Below are 12,559 nucleotides of genomic sequence, written 5' to 3'. Positions count from 1 at the left end.
CCTGGCAATGGGGTGGAGAGCAGGAGAGGCTCAGAATTAGTCTCCGTAGTTCGCGAGGTAACGGATCTTCGGTGTGATCTCCACACGTCCTTTGCCCTCGCGGTGGCGCTTCATGATGAGCTTAGCCGCGGCGATCTGGCCCGCGTTCGGGGGAACGTTGGTCTTTGGGACGTAAAACTCTTGATTAGGGGTACGGCGCTTTTCCATTTATGTCACCTGCTCTCGGAGTCCCAACTCCTGGTTATTTGCTTGATTAATGAATCGACGAGGTCATTCTCATTATTTCCTAGGAAGGGCGCGTCATCAAGCGCATCGATGGTAGCGACACCGATGGCGACGGCTTCTGGCTCTTTTGATACGCAAAGGTCCGTCGCCCAACGCAAATTTGAGTGCCATTCTTTAAGCAAATCTTGCTTTCGTGTGTTCTCAAGAGTTTTCATGACTCCGTAAAAAGCCGCTGCGGCGGGAATTGAGGGTCCCAGCACCTTAGCGCCTAGATCGAGGGCAGCTTCTCGTGTTACTGGGTCCTTGAAGATTAACGCTAAGTAAAACAACCCGGCGAACAAGAACAAGATAATGATAAGAAAATCTTTGACCCAAGTTAATCCTTGGTCTGTAGTGCCCCCACCACGTTTCATACTCATAAACCATAGCAGACAGCCATGGGCTGAGAGCAGACCTGTGAAGGAGGCTCTTGAGCCCCACAAACGGGATGGGCTGGAAGTGGTCCACTCTGTCCTCGCCAAGCTTGACGTGACCGGTCGTATCACTCTCGCTCAGCTACGACGGCGACTACGCCACCGCCACCTGCCTGATAACCAACCTGCCTTAGCGTTCGTCGCGCTCCACTGGGACACGCACCATGTTTCCCCACTCAGCCCACGAGCCGTCGTAGAGCGAAACCTGCTCGAAGCCGAGCACATGCTTCAGTACGAACCAGGTGTGGGCCGCGCTTTCGCCGAGCTGGCAGTAGACCACAGTCGGTACAGCAGGGTCGAGATCCTTGTAGACCTGCGCAATGTCGTCCTTGCCCTTGAGGCGCGCGTTCGGGAACACGGAGTTGCCCCAAGGAATATTCGTAGCTCCCGGGATATGTCCGTGGCGCAGGGTGCCGACGCCACCATCCTGTGCCGCCTCTTCTGTTCCTGCATAGTGCTCGGGCGTGCGGACGTCGATAAGCTGGGCGGGTGTTTCCGCCAGTAGCTGCGATGCGAACGTGCGCAGTGGCGCGTCCTGGCGCTCCACCACCGGGTACTCGGTGCGCGGGTACTCGGGAACCACGAAGGATGTGTCGCGCTCTTCACCCATCCAGGCGTCGCGGCCACCGTCGAGGATGCGAACATCCGGGTGGCCGAAAAGCTCAAAGACCCACGCCGTGTAGGCGGCCCACCAGTTGGAGCGGTCGCCGTAAATCACTACGGTGTCGTCGCGGGCAATGCCACGGGCGCTCATGAGTTCCGCGAAAGCTTCACCGTCGATGAAGTCACGCTGCACAGGATCGTTGAGGTCATTGTGCCAGTCGATGCGCACCGCGCCGGGGATATGGCCGATGTCGTAGAGGAAGGCGTCCTCGTCGCTTTCGATCACCCGCAGCCCCGGCATGCCGAGGCGCGCAGACAACCACGCCGCAGAGACGAATCGTTCAGGGTGCGCGTAGTCCGCAAACTGCGAATGATCATCGAGTTCAATACCCACGGTGGGCTAACCTCCAATAACACTGACTAATAACACAGAGCGAAGTTCCTTAATACTCCTCACCCTACATGTCAAGGAAATAGAGAGCCGGGAAATCCCGCAAAAACGGCCCTGTTGTGCCCGGTGTCACTCCTGTGTGCAGGGTGTATTCGAAGGGGTGAACCGGGGTGTGAAATTGGGCACGTTTACCTAGGCGAGTGCAGGAAAATTCAGACTGGACAATAAAGTGAAAAATTGAAACATTTCGACACCCGTTTCCGCCAATACGGTGGGACAATGACATGAAAGGTGCCCCATGCATAAAGCTATCGTCGTATTCGAGGTCGAGGGCGGCTCGGATAAGTATTTCGACGGACACCGGAAAGACACCATGCCGATCGTGAACGCGATCAAGGCGATGGGATGGCACGCCGAAGTCGTCTACTACCGCCCCGAGTGGAAAGACGCGATCTACACCTACGTCTCCGAGAACTTCGACGGCTACATCTCCCGTGTAAACCCAGGCAACATCCCCGGCGGCGAGAAGGGCTACTTCGACCTGCTCACCAGCCTTTCGGTTGCGGGCCTGGTTGGCATGTCCACGCCGGGCGAGATGATGGCCTACGGCGCGAAGGACGCCCTGGTGAAGTTGAAGGACACCGACCTCGTCCCGTCTGACACCGCCGCCTACTACGACGTCGATACCTTCCACGAGACCTTCCCGACGTCCCTGTCTTACGGCGAGCGCGTACTCAAGCAGAACCGTGGCTCCACAGGTGAAGGCATCTGGCGCGTCCGCATCGCTGACGAGGGCCTCGCCGCGTCCGTCGAGCCGGGCACCGCGCTGCCACTGGACACCAAGATCCGCTGCACCGAGGCCGTCGACAACCACACCGAGACCCGTGAGCTCGGCGAGTTCATGACCTTCTGCAACCAGTACATCGTTGGCGACAACGGCATGCTGGTGGACATGCGCTTCATGCCACGCATCGTCGAGGGTGAGATCCGTATTCTGCTCGTCGGACCGCACCCGGTCTTCGTTGTGCATAAGAAGCCGGCAGAGGGCGGCGACAACTTCTCCGCAACCCTGTTCTCGGGTGCAACGTACACCTACGACAAGCCAGAGGCATGGCAGGAGCTCATCGACATGTTCGCTGAGGCACGCCCAATCATCGCCGAGAACCTCGGTGGCGACAACATCCCGCTCATCTGGACCGCGGACTTCATGCTTGCCGACGGCGAGAACGGCGAGGACACCTACGTGCTCGGCGAGATCAACTGCTCCTGCGTCGGCTTCACCTCCGAACTTGACATGGGTATCCAGGAGCTCGTTGCGCAAGAGGCAATCAAGCGCGTCGAGGCGAAGTTCGCCTAACCGCGCTTAGCCAAACGCGGCATGGCGCCGACCGGGGTTTAGAGCAGTGTAGCGACGCTGTCCGGGTCGGCGTCGGACAGCATTTGGCGGCAGCGGTCGTACTCGGCGTCGTCGCCAATTGCCTTGGAGACCAGGGCGAGCATCGCGATGGCCTTGAGTACCGGCACGTTCGCCGCGTGCGAGGCCGGCACCGGGCCCCAACCCTTCCAGCCGTTGGCGCGCAGTCGGTCGAGCGAGCGGTGGTAGCCGGTGCGGGCATAGGCGTAGGCGACGATCGTGTCGCCGTCCGCCAGCTCGCGCTCGGCGCGGGCGGCCCACACGGCGGGGGAGTCGGGGTGTTCGACGGCGGTGGCGTCGGCAAGCAGATCGCAGCCGGTAGCTGGGTCTTCTGGGAGGCGGATCGGGTCAGGGGCAAGCATGTCGTTGAACTTCATGCCGACTAGGATACCCAGAACTCCGATGCGTCCAGTGCGAAGTGGTAGAGGCAGCGCCGCAGCAGCGGCATAGACAGGCCGATGACGCTGGTTGGGTCGCCATCGATGGAATCAATAAACCAGGAGCCGAGCGCCTCCAGCGTGAACGCGCCCGCGCACTCCAGGGGCTGGCCGGAGTTGGCGTAGGCCACGATGTCGGCGTCGCTCGCCTCGCCGAAGCGGATGGTGGTGCGCACGGTGTCCGTCACCCACTCGCCGTTGTAGGTCACGGCGTGGCCGGTGAGCAGCTCTGCGGTCTTGCCGCGTTGCGCGCGCCAGCGCTCGATCGTGGCCTCAACGGTGTGTGGCTTGCCCAACAGCTGGCCGTCCAGAAGCAGCATGGAATCGCAGCCGACCACGACGTCGTTAGGGAACTCGTCGGCGACCGTTGCAGCCTTTGCACGGGCGAGGGCGGCGACGGTGTGGGCAGGTGGGGCGTCGACAAGCGAGGCGATCACCGCATCCTCGTCGATGTTGGCGGGCCGAAGCACAGGCTCGACGCCACCCTGCTCGAGCAACATTCGGCGCGACGGCGACTGCGAGGCGAGAACAATCCGCATGGCTTAGGAGTACGTCGAAGGGGAGAAGGCGAGTGAGTTAAACAGCGTCGGCGCATGCACTGGCGAGGGCGCTACGCCCCACAGGTTGCGCTGCCCGCGCTTCGCCGCCTGCGCCTCTTGCTGCAGTTGCTCCAGGACAAGGCGCAGCGCCTCGACCTCCTCGGGGGAGGGGTTGCCTTTCACAACGTCGAAGGGGAGGGAAGACATACGTTCCTTTCGTGGTTACAGCGGCAGGTTGCCGTGCTTCTTCTGCGGCGGGTACACAACCTTGCGCTCCAGCAGGCGCAGACCCTCCACGAGCTGGGCGCGGGTGTCGCTTGGCGCGATGACGGCGTCGACAAGGCCGCGCTCGGTAGCGACGTAGGGGTTGAGGTTTTCTTCCTCGTACGCCTGCGTATCGACGCCCAACGCCTCAGCAGCCGTCGGGGCGTCAGCCAGCGCGATCTGCGCGGTGGGCCACGCAAAGACCAAGTCAGCGCCCAGGCCCTTCGAGCCAAGCACCGAGTAAGCGGTACCGAGTGCCTTGCGCGTGATCACCGTCATGGTGCCCACCTGGGCCTCAGCGAATGCGTACGCCAGGGTGGAGGCCGCGGACAGTGCGCCTGCCTGCTCCTCCTCGACGGTCGGGACGAAGCCTGGGCAGTCCACGATGTGCAGCAGCGGCAGGTTAAAGGCGTCGCAGGTGCGGATGAAGCGCGCAGCCTTTCGGGCGGCGTCGGCGCTCAGGCAGCCGGCGAGCACGCTTGGCTGCGTTGCCACGATGCCGAGCGCCCGACCATCAATGTGCGCAAACCCGGTGACAACGTTGCCGGCGTGGGCGCCGCCGAGCTCGTAGAAGTCGCCGTCGGTGATCGTCTCGATGACGGTGGTGATGTCGTATGGCTGCGCGTCCTCATCCGGGACGAGGGAGTCGAGCACGTTGGCGTCCGCGCCCTCGGCGGCATCTGCGACGGGGGCGGCCGCGCGGTTGTTCAGTGGCAGGTAGCTCACGAGCTTGCGTACCTCGTCGACGGCCTGCTCATCGGTGCTGACGCGGATGGTTGCGACACCAGTGGTCGCGGCGTGGACGTCCGCGCCGCCGAGCTGCTCAGCGGTCACCTCGCTGCCAGCGACCTTGGAGGCGACGTCGGTCGCAGCCAGGTGCAGGCTCGCACCATCGACCATGATGCGCATATCGGCCAGAGGAACGGTCGTGGCAGCAAGCGTGGCAACCTCACCGGCAACCACGGCGATCTGTGGCACCAGGCCAGAAGCCTGCGTCGCGGCACGCAGGATCTTCGACTGCATGTGCGCCGTGACGACGCCCTCCTGCCAACGCGGACCGAGCGAGTCGTAGAACCCGATCACCGGCACGCCAGTCTTTGCAGCCAGCTCGTAGACCTTGAGGATCTTCTCGGCGTACACCTCGCCGATGCCGCCGTCGAAAATGCTTGAATCCTGCGAGAACACGCACACGCGGCGCCCATCGATCAGGCCGTAACCCGCCACGACACCGTCCGTCGACGGCTTGGTGCGGTCCATCTTGTACGCCTCGACGCGGTGGCGTGCCAGCGCGTCAACCTCCACGAATGAGCCCGCGTCCAGCAGGCGCTCGACGCGCTCACGCGCGGTGAGGTCCCCGGCCTCGTGGACTGCGTCGATCGCATCCTGGCCAAGCGGCGCGCGGGCCTCATCGAGCCGGTTGCGCAGATCTTGGATGCGGCCTGCAGTCGTCGACATGTCAGGTTTGGAAGAAGATTTATCGCCCATATCGCCTCAGTCTAACTAGCACGGAAAGAAAACCACATTATAAATCGCGTGGCGGCACCCCAATGTTTCAGGCACCAGGACGCCGCCACGAAATCTGCACAGCGCTTAGCGCATGCTTGGATCCTTGAAAATGCTCCACGCAGCCGAGATCAGCGGCAACTGCAGCGGCAGGCGGCCGATGCTGATCACTTGTTTCTGCCACGGCTTATCACGCCACTGGCGTGCCATCTCGAAGTTCGCAGGCCACACGGCCAGCAACAGCGCTGCCGCGAAGCCACCACCGAGTTTGCGCAGCTTCGGCGCACGCTTCTGGTGTCCCGCATGTGACGCCGGGCCAAGCTTTGGTGCTGCCAGTAGTACCGCGGCCGCAAGCTCTGCGACGCCAGAAGCGTAGGTGTACGTCCGGGCCTCACCCGGGAGGGACTCGGGAACGATGGAGTCGAACGGCTCCGGTTTGATGAAGTGCAGGATGCCGGCCACCCCGAACGTCGGGATGAGTGCCTTGCGGAGAAAACGTTGAATCGTCATGCGTCCAACAGTAGCGCTAGATTGGGTCAACATGAATGCTGAGGAACTGAGCAGGCTCCAGCGGGGCGTCGAAAAGTATTGGCCGGTGGTGCGCTGGGTGGAAACCACTGGGTCGACGAACGACGATCTCCTCAACAAAGGCGAGCCGGGCACCGTGCTCATCGCGGGGGAGCAGACGGCGTCGCGCGGGCGCCTTGGCCGCAAGTGGGTCAGCCCGAAGGGCGCGCAGCTGGCGATGAGCATGGTGGTGCCCGTCGGTGATACCCCTCCACCGTTCGGGCTTCTCTCGATCGCGCCCGGCGTCGCGGTGACCGACGTCGTGCCGCAGGCCCAGCTCAAGTGGCCGAACGATGTGCAGATCGGTGGCAAGAAGCTCGCGGGGATCCTCTCCGGGCTCGCGGATGGGCGCGTCGTGGTCGGCATCGGCATCAACTTGAACTTTGCACGCGAAGAGTTGCCCATTCCCACCGCGACCGCGCTGAACCTCGAGGGCATCGACGTCGACTTCGTTGATTTCACCACGCAGGTGCTTTGCGCGATGGGGGAGCGCTTTCAGCAGTGGCAGCAGCGCGACCCGCAGCTGCTTGCCGACTACCGCAAGGTGTGTACCACGATCGGCCAGCACGTGCGCCTTGAGCTGCACAACGGCGAGGTGGTCGGCACCGTCGATGGTGTCAACGACGAGGGCGAAGTAATCATCGACGGCACGGCGTACAGCGTCGGAGATGTGCACCACCTCCGGCCGAAACAGTAGGATCTGTGCCGTGCAACAGTCGCGGGTGAAGTTTCAGCTGGCAGAGGGCGAGACCGTCCTCGCCGACACGAACCCGCCTTTCACGAGCCTCATTTTCCCGTTGCTCGAGCTCATCGTGATCACCGGGGTCGCCTGGATCGCCATCGGCTGGATGGACGTCACCCCGTTTGTTGACGCTCAGGCGCGCAACATCGTCGTTGTAGTGTGGGCGCTGCTTTCCGCGTGGCGCTTTGTGTGGCCGGTGGTGCGTCACCGTCGCCAGCGCTTTCTGCTCACCGACCGCCGCATCCTCGCCCGTTCGGCGCGCGGTGCGGTCGACTCGATCCCGCTGCGCCAGATTCATTCTTTTCGACGCCAACGCGGCGGGCTGTCCATCGCTCTGTGGGGGTACGACCAACCGGTGTTCTTCCCCCGCGTAGGCAAGGTGCGCGCGGTGGAGCGCGCGCTCGACGCGAGTCTGCGCCGCCGCTAATTACTCCTTAATTTCCGTCGTGTGCAGCTGGCTGTCCAAGTCGTTGGGGTTTAAGTTGCCCGCCTGGAAGTCCGCTGTGATCGGTAGATGCAGGTCCATGTCGGTGGCGGGGCATAGCTCGATGACGGCGTCGTTGATGGTGTAGTCGAGCACGTGGCCGCCGGCGGTGCGGGCGTCGTCAATGAAGTGGACGTGGCAGCCTGGCACCCCGATGCCCTTGGCGTATTCGGGTGTGCGGAAGCCGCCGATGATGCCGTGGATGTCGGTGAAGTGGTGCTCGGCGTCGTCGCCGATGGCTTCCGTCATGGGGCGGTAAGGCTTCTCCTGCTTGGTTACGGTGCGGGTCACAACTTCGTCGAAGGTGCCGGTGATTTTGACCGCGTAGAAGAAATTGTGGCTCGGCTCGAGCGCGTCGATGAACTCGGCGAGTTCCGCGCGGCGCATCCCTTTCGGGGCGTCGACGCGGATGCGTGGCACAAAGTTCGTCACGACGGTGAATGGCGTGCGCTGGTCGAGGGTGGCGACGCGAGCCTTGCCGTCGCTGGTGAGCTGGTAGCACACGCCGTCGAGAATGATCATCTCGCCGTCGAGCCCGTCGAAGGTGCCAAGGCCGAAGTTTCCCTTGCCGAGGATGTCTCCGATGGTCAGTTCGCCTTCGTAGATGCCGTCGAGAAGCGCGGTCATCAACGAGTTCTGGAAGATAGTGTGGCGAACAATGGCAGGATTCGTTTCAGTCATGCCCACATCGTAGCGCCCTTAAGGCTAAGGTAGTTCGTTGTGAGAGACGCTCAAGGAATGCCCAGAGTCGCCATCATCGGTGACGGTCAGCTTGCCAGAATGATGCACACCGAAGCCATCGAGCTCGGACTGCAGCCCCGGGTGCTTGCGGGAGCCCCGGACGCCTCGGCCGCCCAGGTGTTTGGCGACGTCCAGCTCGGCGACTACACCAACTTCGACGACCTGCACGCAACGGTCCAAGGGGCCTCGGCGATTACGTTCGACCACGAGCACGTCCCGAACGAGTTTCTGCAGCGCCTGCTGGACGAGGGCTACAACGTGGAGCCGCGCCCCCAGGCGCTGATTTATGCCCAGGACAAGCTTGAGCAGCGCACAAAGCTCAAGGAGTTGGGGGCACCGGTGCCGCCGTTCGCGAAGTTCGACTCGGTGGAAGATGCGCGCGAGTTCTGGGAGCGTGTCGACGGCCGCGTGTGCGTCAAGGCGACGCGCGGTGGCTACGACGGGCATGGCGTCTGGTTCCCGGAGACGCTGCAGGAGTGCGAGCAGCTGGTGGCGGACCTGCTGGAGAAGGGCGTTGTACTGTACGCGGAAGAGAAGGTGGATTTCGTCCGCGAGTTGTCCGCGATGGTGGCACGCAACCGCGATGGCGAAGTCAAGGCGTGGCCCGTCGTCGAATCGCGCCAGGCGGACGGCGTGTGCCATATCGCGATCGCGCCTGCGCCAGAACTACCGGCTGATGTGGCGAAACAGTGTCGTGACCTGGCGGCCAAGATCGCCACGAAGCTCGACGTCACCGGAGTGCTTGCCGTCGAGCTGTTCGAGCGTATCGGGGAAGATGGGGCGTCGGAAATCCTGGTGAATGAGCTTGCGATGCGCCCGCACAACACCGGGCACTGGACCCAAGATGGGTGCGTGACCTCCCAGTTCGAGCAGCACCTGCGCGCTGTCCTGAACTGGCCGCTTGGCTCGGTGGACACCCTGGAGCCAGTCACGGTGATGGTCAATACCCTCGGCGCGGAGGAGGACCCGCAGATGCCAATGGAGCAGCGCGTCATCGAGGTGATGCGCCGCTACCCAGAGGCCAAGGTGCACTTGTACGGCAAGAGCTGGCGCCCTGGGCGCAAGATGGGCCACGTGAACGTTACCGGCTACGACGTTACGTCCACCTTGGCGATTGCGCAGCACGCCGCGCACTTCATCGTTCACGCGAACTGGTACTAACAGGAGGAGAGTTTCTTCATGAACGCACGCGTTGGCCTCATCATGGGCTCGGATTCGGACTGGGACACGGTTGCGCCTGCCGCAGAGGTACTTGCGGAGTTCGGGGTGCCGTTTGAGGTCGGGGTGGTCTCCGCGCACCGCACCCCTGAGAAGATGCTTGCCTATGCGAAGCAAGCACATGAACGTGGCATCCAGGTCATCATTGCGTGCGCCGGTGGGGCAGCCCACCTGCCGGGGATGGTTGCCGCGGCAACGCCACTGCCAGTCATCGGTATCCCTCGCGCATTGAAGGACCTTGACGGGCTGGATTCTCTGCTTTCCATCGTGCAGATGCCAGGGGGTGTTCCAGTCGCGACGGTGTCTATCGGCGGCGCGAAGAACGCGGGCCTGCTTGCTGTTCGGATGCTCGGTGCCGGGGATCCGGAACTAGTGGACAAGATGGCGAAGTACCAGGCCGACATGGCCGCGGAGGTGGAGCGTAAGGACGCCGCGCTGCGTGAGCGCCTCCTCGGGGAACAGTAAACAGTAGGAGGTTTACGAGTCACCTGCGCGCCACCGACGCCAGCGGCGAACAAGCCACCACAGCGCCGCGACGAACGCGGCAAGAACGAGGCCCGGCCATATTGATGGCTCGGGCCTTGTGATGTTGATGACGGCCTGCACGAAGGCGAGCAGGGTGAAAAACCCTACGAACCCAATGATCGTCTGCCAGATCAGGTCCTGGCGCTGCGAGGGCCGCTGCACGCGTTAGCGGAGCGGGCCGAGAGCGAGCCCCAGGTGCGGGGCAGCGAAGTACATCCAGCCAGCCATGAGCGCTGCAAGCACTGCCAAGAGTCCAACCACGACTCCGGCGACCTCAAGCGCATTCGCCTCTTCTTGTGTGACGCCGCTCTTCGACGTGGTGTTGGTGGTCACCGTCGTGGTGGTCTCGGCGTGCGCGCTGCCGGTCACGCTGCCCAGCACCAGGGCGGACGCGAGTGCAATCGCGGTCGCGATGCGGAGTGTGGTGTTGTGCATAGTTGCGCTTTCTAGGGGCCGGAAGTAATAAAGTGAATACAGCTTAATCGAGACATAAGAGAAAGTTAAGCTACCCCTTGACACCTCCAGCTGTGAGGCCTGACACAATCCGTCGCTGGAACACTAGCACCATGATGATCAGTGGGATGGTCACCAGCGAACCGGCCGCCATAATCGCTGCGTACGGGTACTCGAAGGCGCTTGGCCCAGAGAAGCGAGCAATAGCGACGGTCACCGGCTCCGTCGCGGTCGAGGACAGCTGACGTGCCAACATGAACTCATTCCACGTGGTGATGAAAGCCAGGATTGCCGTCGTGAAGATGGCCGGCGCAGCCAGCGGCAGCAAGACGAGGCGGAACGCCTGGCCGCGGGAGGCGCCGTCGACACGCGCGGCCTCTTCCAGCTCCCAAGGAAGCTGCTGGAAGAAGGACACCAGCGTGTAGATAGTCAGAGGTAGGGCGAACGAGATGTTCGGGATGATCATTGCGCGGTAGGTGCCAATCCACCCAAGGTCACCGAATAGCTGGAACAGGGGAGTGACAAGCGCGATGCCGGGGAACATCGACGCCGCCAAAATAATGCCCGTGATGATTCCTTTGCCACGGAAGTCCAAGCGGGCAAGCGCGTAGGCGGTAAACACGCCAACGGCGACTGCGAGCGCCGTCGTCGCCAGCGAGATGATCAGCGAGTTGAGAATTGCCCCGAGGAAATCGTTACCTGCATCTGTTGCCAGCGCATCGCGGAAGTTTTCAAGGGTGACGTGCGTGGGCCACGGGGTGGTATCGAAGGTGAACCGCTTGTCCCGCAGCGCCGTAATCAGCATCCAATAAAACGGGGCGAGTCCCCAGAACATAATGAAGATGATGCCTGCGTAGTGGCCGAGCCGCTTCATCGTGTGGCCACCTCCTTTGTCTGTTCTGTCTTTGCCTGCTTGCGCTTCGCGCGCCGGGCTTCACGGCGTTCGTTCGCGCCGCCCACGTTTGCGCCGAGGAACCTCACCATGACGAACGCCACCGCGAAGATCAGCAGGAAGATCAAGGTGGACAACGCCGAGGCCGAGTTGAAGTTGCCCTGGCGCATGTCCTCGACCACCAGCTGGGAGATCGTCGCCGTTGGTGAGTTGGAGGAGCCCGAAATCATGATGACGGGCAGGTCGTACATGCGCAGCGCGTCCAGCGTGCGGAAGAGCACCGCCACCATGAGCGCCGGGCGCACTAGCGGCAGGGTGATGCTGGTGAACGTCTGCCATGCGGAGGCGCCGTCGACACGCGCGGCCTCGTAGACGTCCTTCGGGATCATCTGCAGGCCTGCGAGGATCAACAGTGCCATAAACGGCGTGGTCTTCCATACGTCGGCGATGATCACCGCGAAACGCGCAGCCCAGGGGTCGGTCGTCCACGCGATGTTTGCGCCCAGCAGCGAGTTGACGATGCCGCTTGGCGCGAACATGAACTGCCACAGCTTCGCCGTCACCGCGGTCGGGATTGCCCAAGGGATGAGCACCGCCGCGCGGATCAGACCGCGGGCCCGCGACGGCCGGTTCATGATGATAGCCATCCCGATGCCGAGCACCGTCTCGAGTGCGACGGTGACCACCGTGAAGAAGAGTGTCACCGAGACCGATGGCCAGAAGTCGGTGGCAAGCACGCCAGGAGGGCAAGCGCCCACGACGCCCGACGGGGTCATGCAGCGGTTCGACAACCAATACAAGTAGTTATCGACGCCAGCGAAGCCACCGTCGACGAAGACTCCGGTTGAGGCGTCAAGGTGCCTGTTGGACTGAAACGAAAGCCAAATTGCGCGGACGATCGGGTAGCCGATCACCACTGCCAATACCAGCAATGCGGGCGCGACGAGCGCTGCCGCTTTCGCAGTATCGCGAGGCTTTGATGGAGGTGTTCTCATCGTGGGCCTTTGCAAGTAGACGGGAAGATGGAGATGTGCGAACTTGAACGCCCGCCCGAACACAGTCCGGGCGGGCGTTATGCTCATACGAAG

General features: G+C 62.6%; 18 protein-coding genes. 5 read left to right on the top strand and 13 right to left on the bottom strand.

Going from position 1 to position 12,559, the window contains the following annotated elements; all coding sequences use genetic code 11:
• Positions 1 to 36 precede the first annotated feature (36 nt).
• The 3 genes from BJP08_RS11720 to BJP08_RS09290 form a co-directional block, all read right to left on the bottom strand.
• Complete coding sequence (locus BJP08_RS11720) at positions 37 to 207, bottom strand: hypothetical protein (protein WP_168156198.1); 171 nt, start codon at positions 205 to 207, stop codon at positions 37 to 39.
• 5 nt (positions 208 to 212) lie between these two features.
• Positions 213 to 644 carry a hypothetical protein gene (locus BJP08_RS09295; RefSeq protein ID WP_143110088.1) on the bottom strand — a complete coding sequence of 144 codons (432 nt, stop codon included), beginning with the start codon at positions 642 to 644 and terminating at the stop codon, positions 213 to 215.
• Positions 645 to 828: 184 nt separating this feature from the next.
• Entirely contained in the window at positions 829 to 1,695 is an 867-nt protein-coding gene (locus tag BJP08_RS09290; protein ID WP_071569317.1) for a sulfurtransferase, read from the bottom strand.
• Positions 1,696 to 1,990: 295 nt separating this feature from the next.
• On the opposite strand from BJP08_RS09290, the gene BJP08_RS09285 reads away from it, so the two are divergent.
• Positions 1,991 to 3,049: a Cj0069 family protein gene (locus tag BJP08_RS09285; protein WP_071569316.1), complete on the top strand. Its 1,059-nt coding sequence runs from the start codon at positions 1,991 to 1,993 to the stop codon at positions 3,047 to 3,049.
• A gap of 38 nt (positions 3,050 to 3,087) precedes the next feature.
• On the opposite strand, the gene BJP08_RS09280 is transcribed toward BJP08_RS09285, so the two are convergent.
• The 5 genes from BJP08_RS09280 to BJP08_RS09260 form a co-directional block, all read right to left on the bottom strand.
• Positions 3,088 to 3,483 carry a DUF3151 domain-containing protein gene (locus tag BJP08_RS09280; RefSeq protein WP_071569315.1) on the bottom strand — a complete coding sequence of 132 codons (396 nt, stop codon included), beginning with the start codon at positions 3,481 to 3,483 and terminating at the stop codon, positions 3,088 to 3,090.
• Between the two features lie 5 nt (positions 3,484 to 3,488).
• Positions 3,489 to 4,082: a nucleoside triphosphate pyrophosphatase gene (locus BJP08_RS09275; RefSeq protein ID WP_071569314.1), complete on the bottom strand. Its 594-nt coding sequence runs from the start codon at positions 4,080 to 4,082 to the stop codon at positions 3,489 to 3,491.
• 3 nt (positions 4,083 to 4,085) lie between these two features.
• The gene (locus tag BJP08_RS09270) at positions 4,086 to 4,289 is read right to left on the bottom strand and encodes an acyl-CoA carboxylase subunit epsilon (RefSeq protein ID WP_071569313.1); all 204 of its coding nucleotides are present in this window, start codon (positions 4,287 to 4,289) and stop codon (positions 4,086 to 4,088) included.
• 15 nt (positions 4,290 to 4,304) lie between these two features.
• On the bottom strand, positions 4,305 to 5,831 hold the full coding sequence (locus BJP08_RS09265) for an acyl-CoA carboxylase subunit beta (protein WP_071569312.1): 1,527 nt from the start codon (positions 5,829 to 5,831) through the stop codon (positions 4,305 to 4,307).
• Between the two features lie 105 nt (positions 5,832 to 5,936).
• The gene (locus tag BJP08_RS09260; protein ID WP_083428499.1) at positions 5,937 to 6,359 is read right to left on the bottom strand and encodes a hypothetical protein; all 423 of its coding nucleotides are present in this window, start codon (positions 6,357 to 6,359) and stop codon (positions 5,937 to 5,939) included.
• A 31-nt stretch (positions 6,360 to 6,390) separates the two neighbouring features.
• On the opposite strand from BJP08_RS09260, the gene BJP08_RS09255 reads away from it, so the two are divergent.
• Positions 6,391 to 7,113, top strand: a complete 723-nt coding sequence (locus tag BJP08_RS09255) for a biotin--[acetyl-CoA-carboxylase] ligase (protein ID WP_071569310.1) — start codon at positions 6,391 to 6,393, stop codon at positions 7,111 to 7,113.
• 10 nt (positions 7,114 to 7,123) lie between these two features.
• Entirely contained in the window at positions 7,124 to 7,585 is a 462-nt protein-coding gene (locus tag BJP08_RS09250; RefSeq protein ID WP_255364814.1) for a hypothetical protein, read from the top strand.
• On the opposite strand, the gene budA is transcribed toward BJP08_RS09250, so the two are convergent.
• On the bottom strand, positions 7,586 to 8,323 hold the full coding sequence (gene budA, locus BJP08_RS09245; RefSeq protein ID WP_071569575.1) for an acetolactate decarboxylase: 738 nt from the start codon (positions 8,321 to 8,323) through the stop codon (positions 7,586 to 7,588).
• A gap of 57 nt (positions 8,324 to 8,380) precedes the next feature.
• Between budA and BJP08_RS09240 the strand changes: the two genes are divergently transcribed.
• Positions 8,381 to 9,544 carry a 5-(carboxyamino)imidazole ribonucleotide synthase gene (locus BJP08_RS09240; RefSeq protein WP_071569309.1) on the top strand — a complete coding sequence of 388 codons (1,164 nt, stop codon included), beginning with the start codon at positions 8,381 to 8,383 and terminating at the stop codon, positions 9,542 to 9,544.
• A gap of 18 nt (positions 9,545 to 9,562) precedes the next feature.
• A complete protein-coding gene (gene purE, locus BJP08_RS09235; RefSeq protein WP_071569308.1) occupies positions 9,563 to 10,066 on the top strand; it encodes a 5-(carboxyamino)imidazole ribonucleotide mutase in 504 nt (167 codons plus the stop codon).
• Between the two features lie 12 nt (positions 10,067 to 10,078).
• On the opposite strand, the gene BJP08_RS09230 is transcribed toward purE, so the two are convergent.
• From BJP08_RS09230 to BJP08_RS09215, 4 genes are all read right to left on the bottom strand, one after another.
• On the bottom strand, positions 10,079 to 10,288 hold the full coding sequence (locus BJP08_RS09230; RefSeq protein WP_071569307.1) for a PEP-CTERM sorting domain-containing protein: 210 nt from the start codon (positions 10,286 to 10,288) through the stop codon (positions 10,079 to 10,081).
• A gap of 3 nt (positions 10,289 to 10,291) precedes the next feature.
• Positions 10,292 to 10,561, bottom strand: coding sequence for a hypothetical protein (locus tag BJP08_RS09225; RefSeq protein ID WP_071569306.1), 270 nt, complete (start codon positions 10,559 to 10,561; stop codon positions 10,292 to 10,294).
• A 70-nt stretch (positions 10,562 to 10,631) separates the two neighbouring features.
• Positions 10,632 to 11,453 carry a carbohydrate ABC transporter permease gene (locus BJP08_RS09220; RefSeq protein WP_071569305.1) on the bottom strand — a complete coding sequence of 274 codons (822 nt, stop codon included), beginning with the start codon at positions 11,451 to 11,453 and terminating at the stop codon, positions 10,632 to 10,634.
• Positions 11,450 to 12,466: a carbohydrate ABC transporter permease gene (locus BJP08_RS09215; protein WP_071569304.1), complete on the bottom strand. Its 1,017-nt coding sequence runs from the start codon at positions 12,464 to 12,466 to the stop codon at positions 11,450 to 11,452. Before BJP08_RS09215 ends, BJP08_RS09220 begins: the two co-directional genes overlap by 4 nt.
• Positions 12,467 to 12,559: the final 93 nt, after the last annotated feature.

Source organism: Corynebacterium sp. NML140438 (genome assembly GCF_001875725.1).
In the GTDB taxonomy this organism is placed as follows: domain Bacteria; phylum Actinomycetota; class Actinomycetes; order Mycobacteriales; family Mycobacteriaceae; genus Corynebacterium.
The sequence above is the reverse complement of the archived record's forward strand: the minus strand, read 5'-3'. Positions and strand labels throughout refer to the sequence as shown.

Bases quoted from the DNA above. Each gene is read 5' to 3' on its own strand.
- BJP08_RS11720 (WP_168156198.1), bottom strand. From the start codon at position 207: ATGGAAAAGCGCCGTACCCCTAATCAAGAGTTTTACGTCCCAAAGACC.
- BJP08_RS09295 (WP_143110088.1), bottom strand. From the start codon at position 644: ATGAGTATGAAACGTGGTGGGGGCACTACAGACCAAGGATTAACTTGG.
- BJP08_RS09285 (WP_071569316.1), top strand. From the start codon at position 1,991: ATGCATAAAGCTATCGTCGTATTCGAGGTCGAGGGCGGCTCGGATAAG.
- BJP08_RS09280 (WP_071569315.1), bottom strand. From the start codon at position 3,483: ATGAAGTTCAACGACATGCTTGCCCCTGACCCGATCCGCCTCCCAGAA.
- BJP08_RS09275 (WP_071569314.1), bottom strand. From the start codon at position 4,082: ATGCGGATTGTTCTCGCCTCGCAGTCGCCGTCGCGCCGAATGTTGCTC.
- BJP08_RS09270 (WP_071569313.1), bottom strand. From the start codon at position 4,289: ATGTCTTCCCTCCCCTTCGACGTTGTGAAAGGCAACCCCTCCCCCGAG.
- BJP08_RS09265 (WP_071569312.1), bottom strand. From the start codon at position 5,831: ATGGGCGATAAATCTTCTTCCAAACCTGACATGTCGACGACTGCAGGC.
- BJP08_RS09260 (WP_083428499.1), bottom strand. From the start codon at position 6,359: ATGACGATTCAACGTTTTCTCCGCAAGGCACTCATCCCGACGTTCGGG.
- BJP08_RS09255 (WP_071569310.1), top strand. From the start codon at position 6,391: ATGAATGCTGAGGAACTGAGCAGGCTCCAGCGGGGCGTCGAAAAGTAT.
- budA (WP_071569575.1), bottom strand. From the start codon at position 8,323: ATGACTGAAACGAATCCTGCCATTGTTCGCCACACTATCTTCCAGAAC.
- BJP08_RS09240 (WP_071569309.1), top strand. From the start codon at position 8,381: ATGCCCAGAGTCGCCATCATCGGTGACGGTCAGCTTGCCAGAATGATG.
- purE (WP_071569308.1), top strand. From the start codon at position 9,563: ATGAACGCACGCGTTGGCCTCATCATGGGCTCGGATTCGGACTGGGAC.
- BJP08_RS09225 (WP_071569306.1), bottom strand. From the start codon at position 10,561: ATGCACAACACCACACTCCGCATCGCGACCGCGATTGCACTCGCGTCC.
- BJP08_RS09220 (WP_071569305.1), bottom strand. From the start codon at position 11,453: ATGAAGCGGCTCGGCCACTACGCAGGCATCATCTTCATTATGTTCTGG.
- BJP08_RS09215 (WP_071569304.1), bottom strand. From the start codon at position 12,466: ATGAGAACACCTCCATCAAAGCCTCGCGATACTGCGAAAGCGGCAGCG.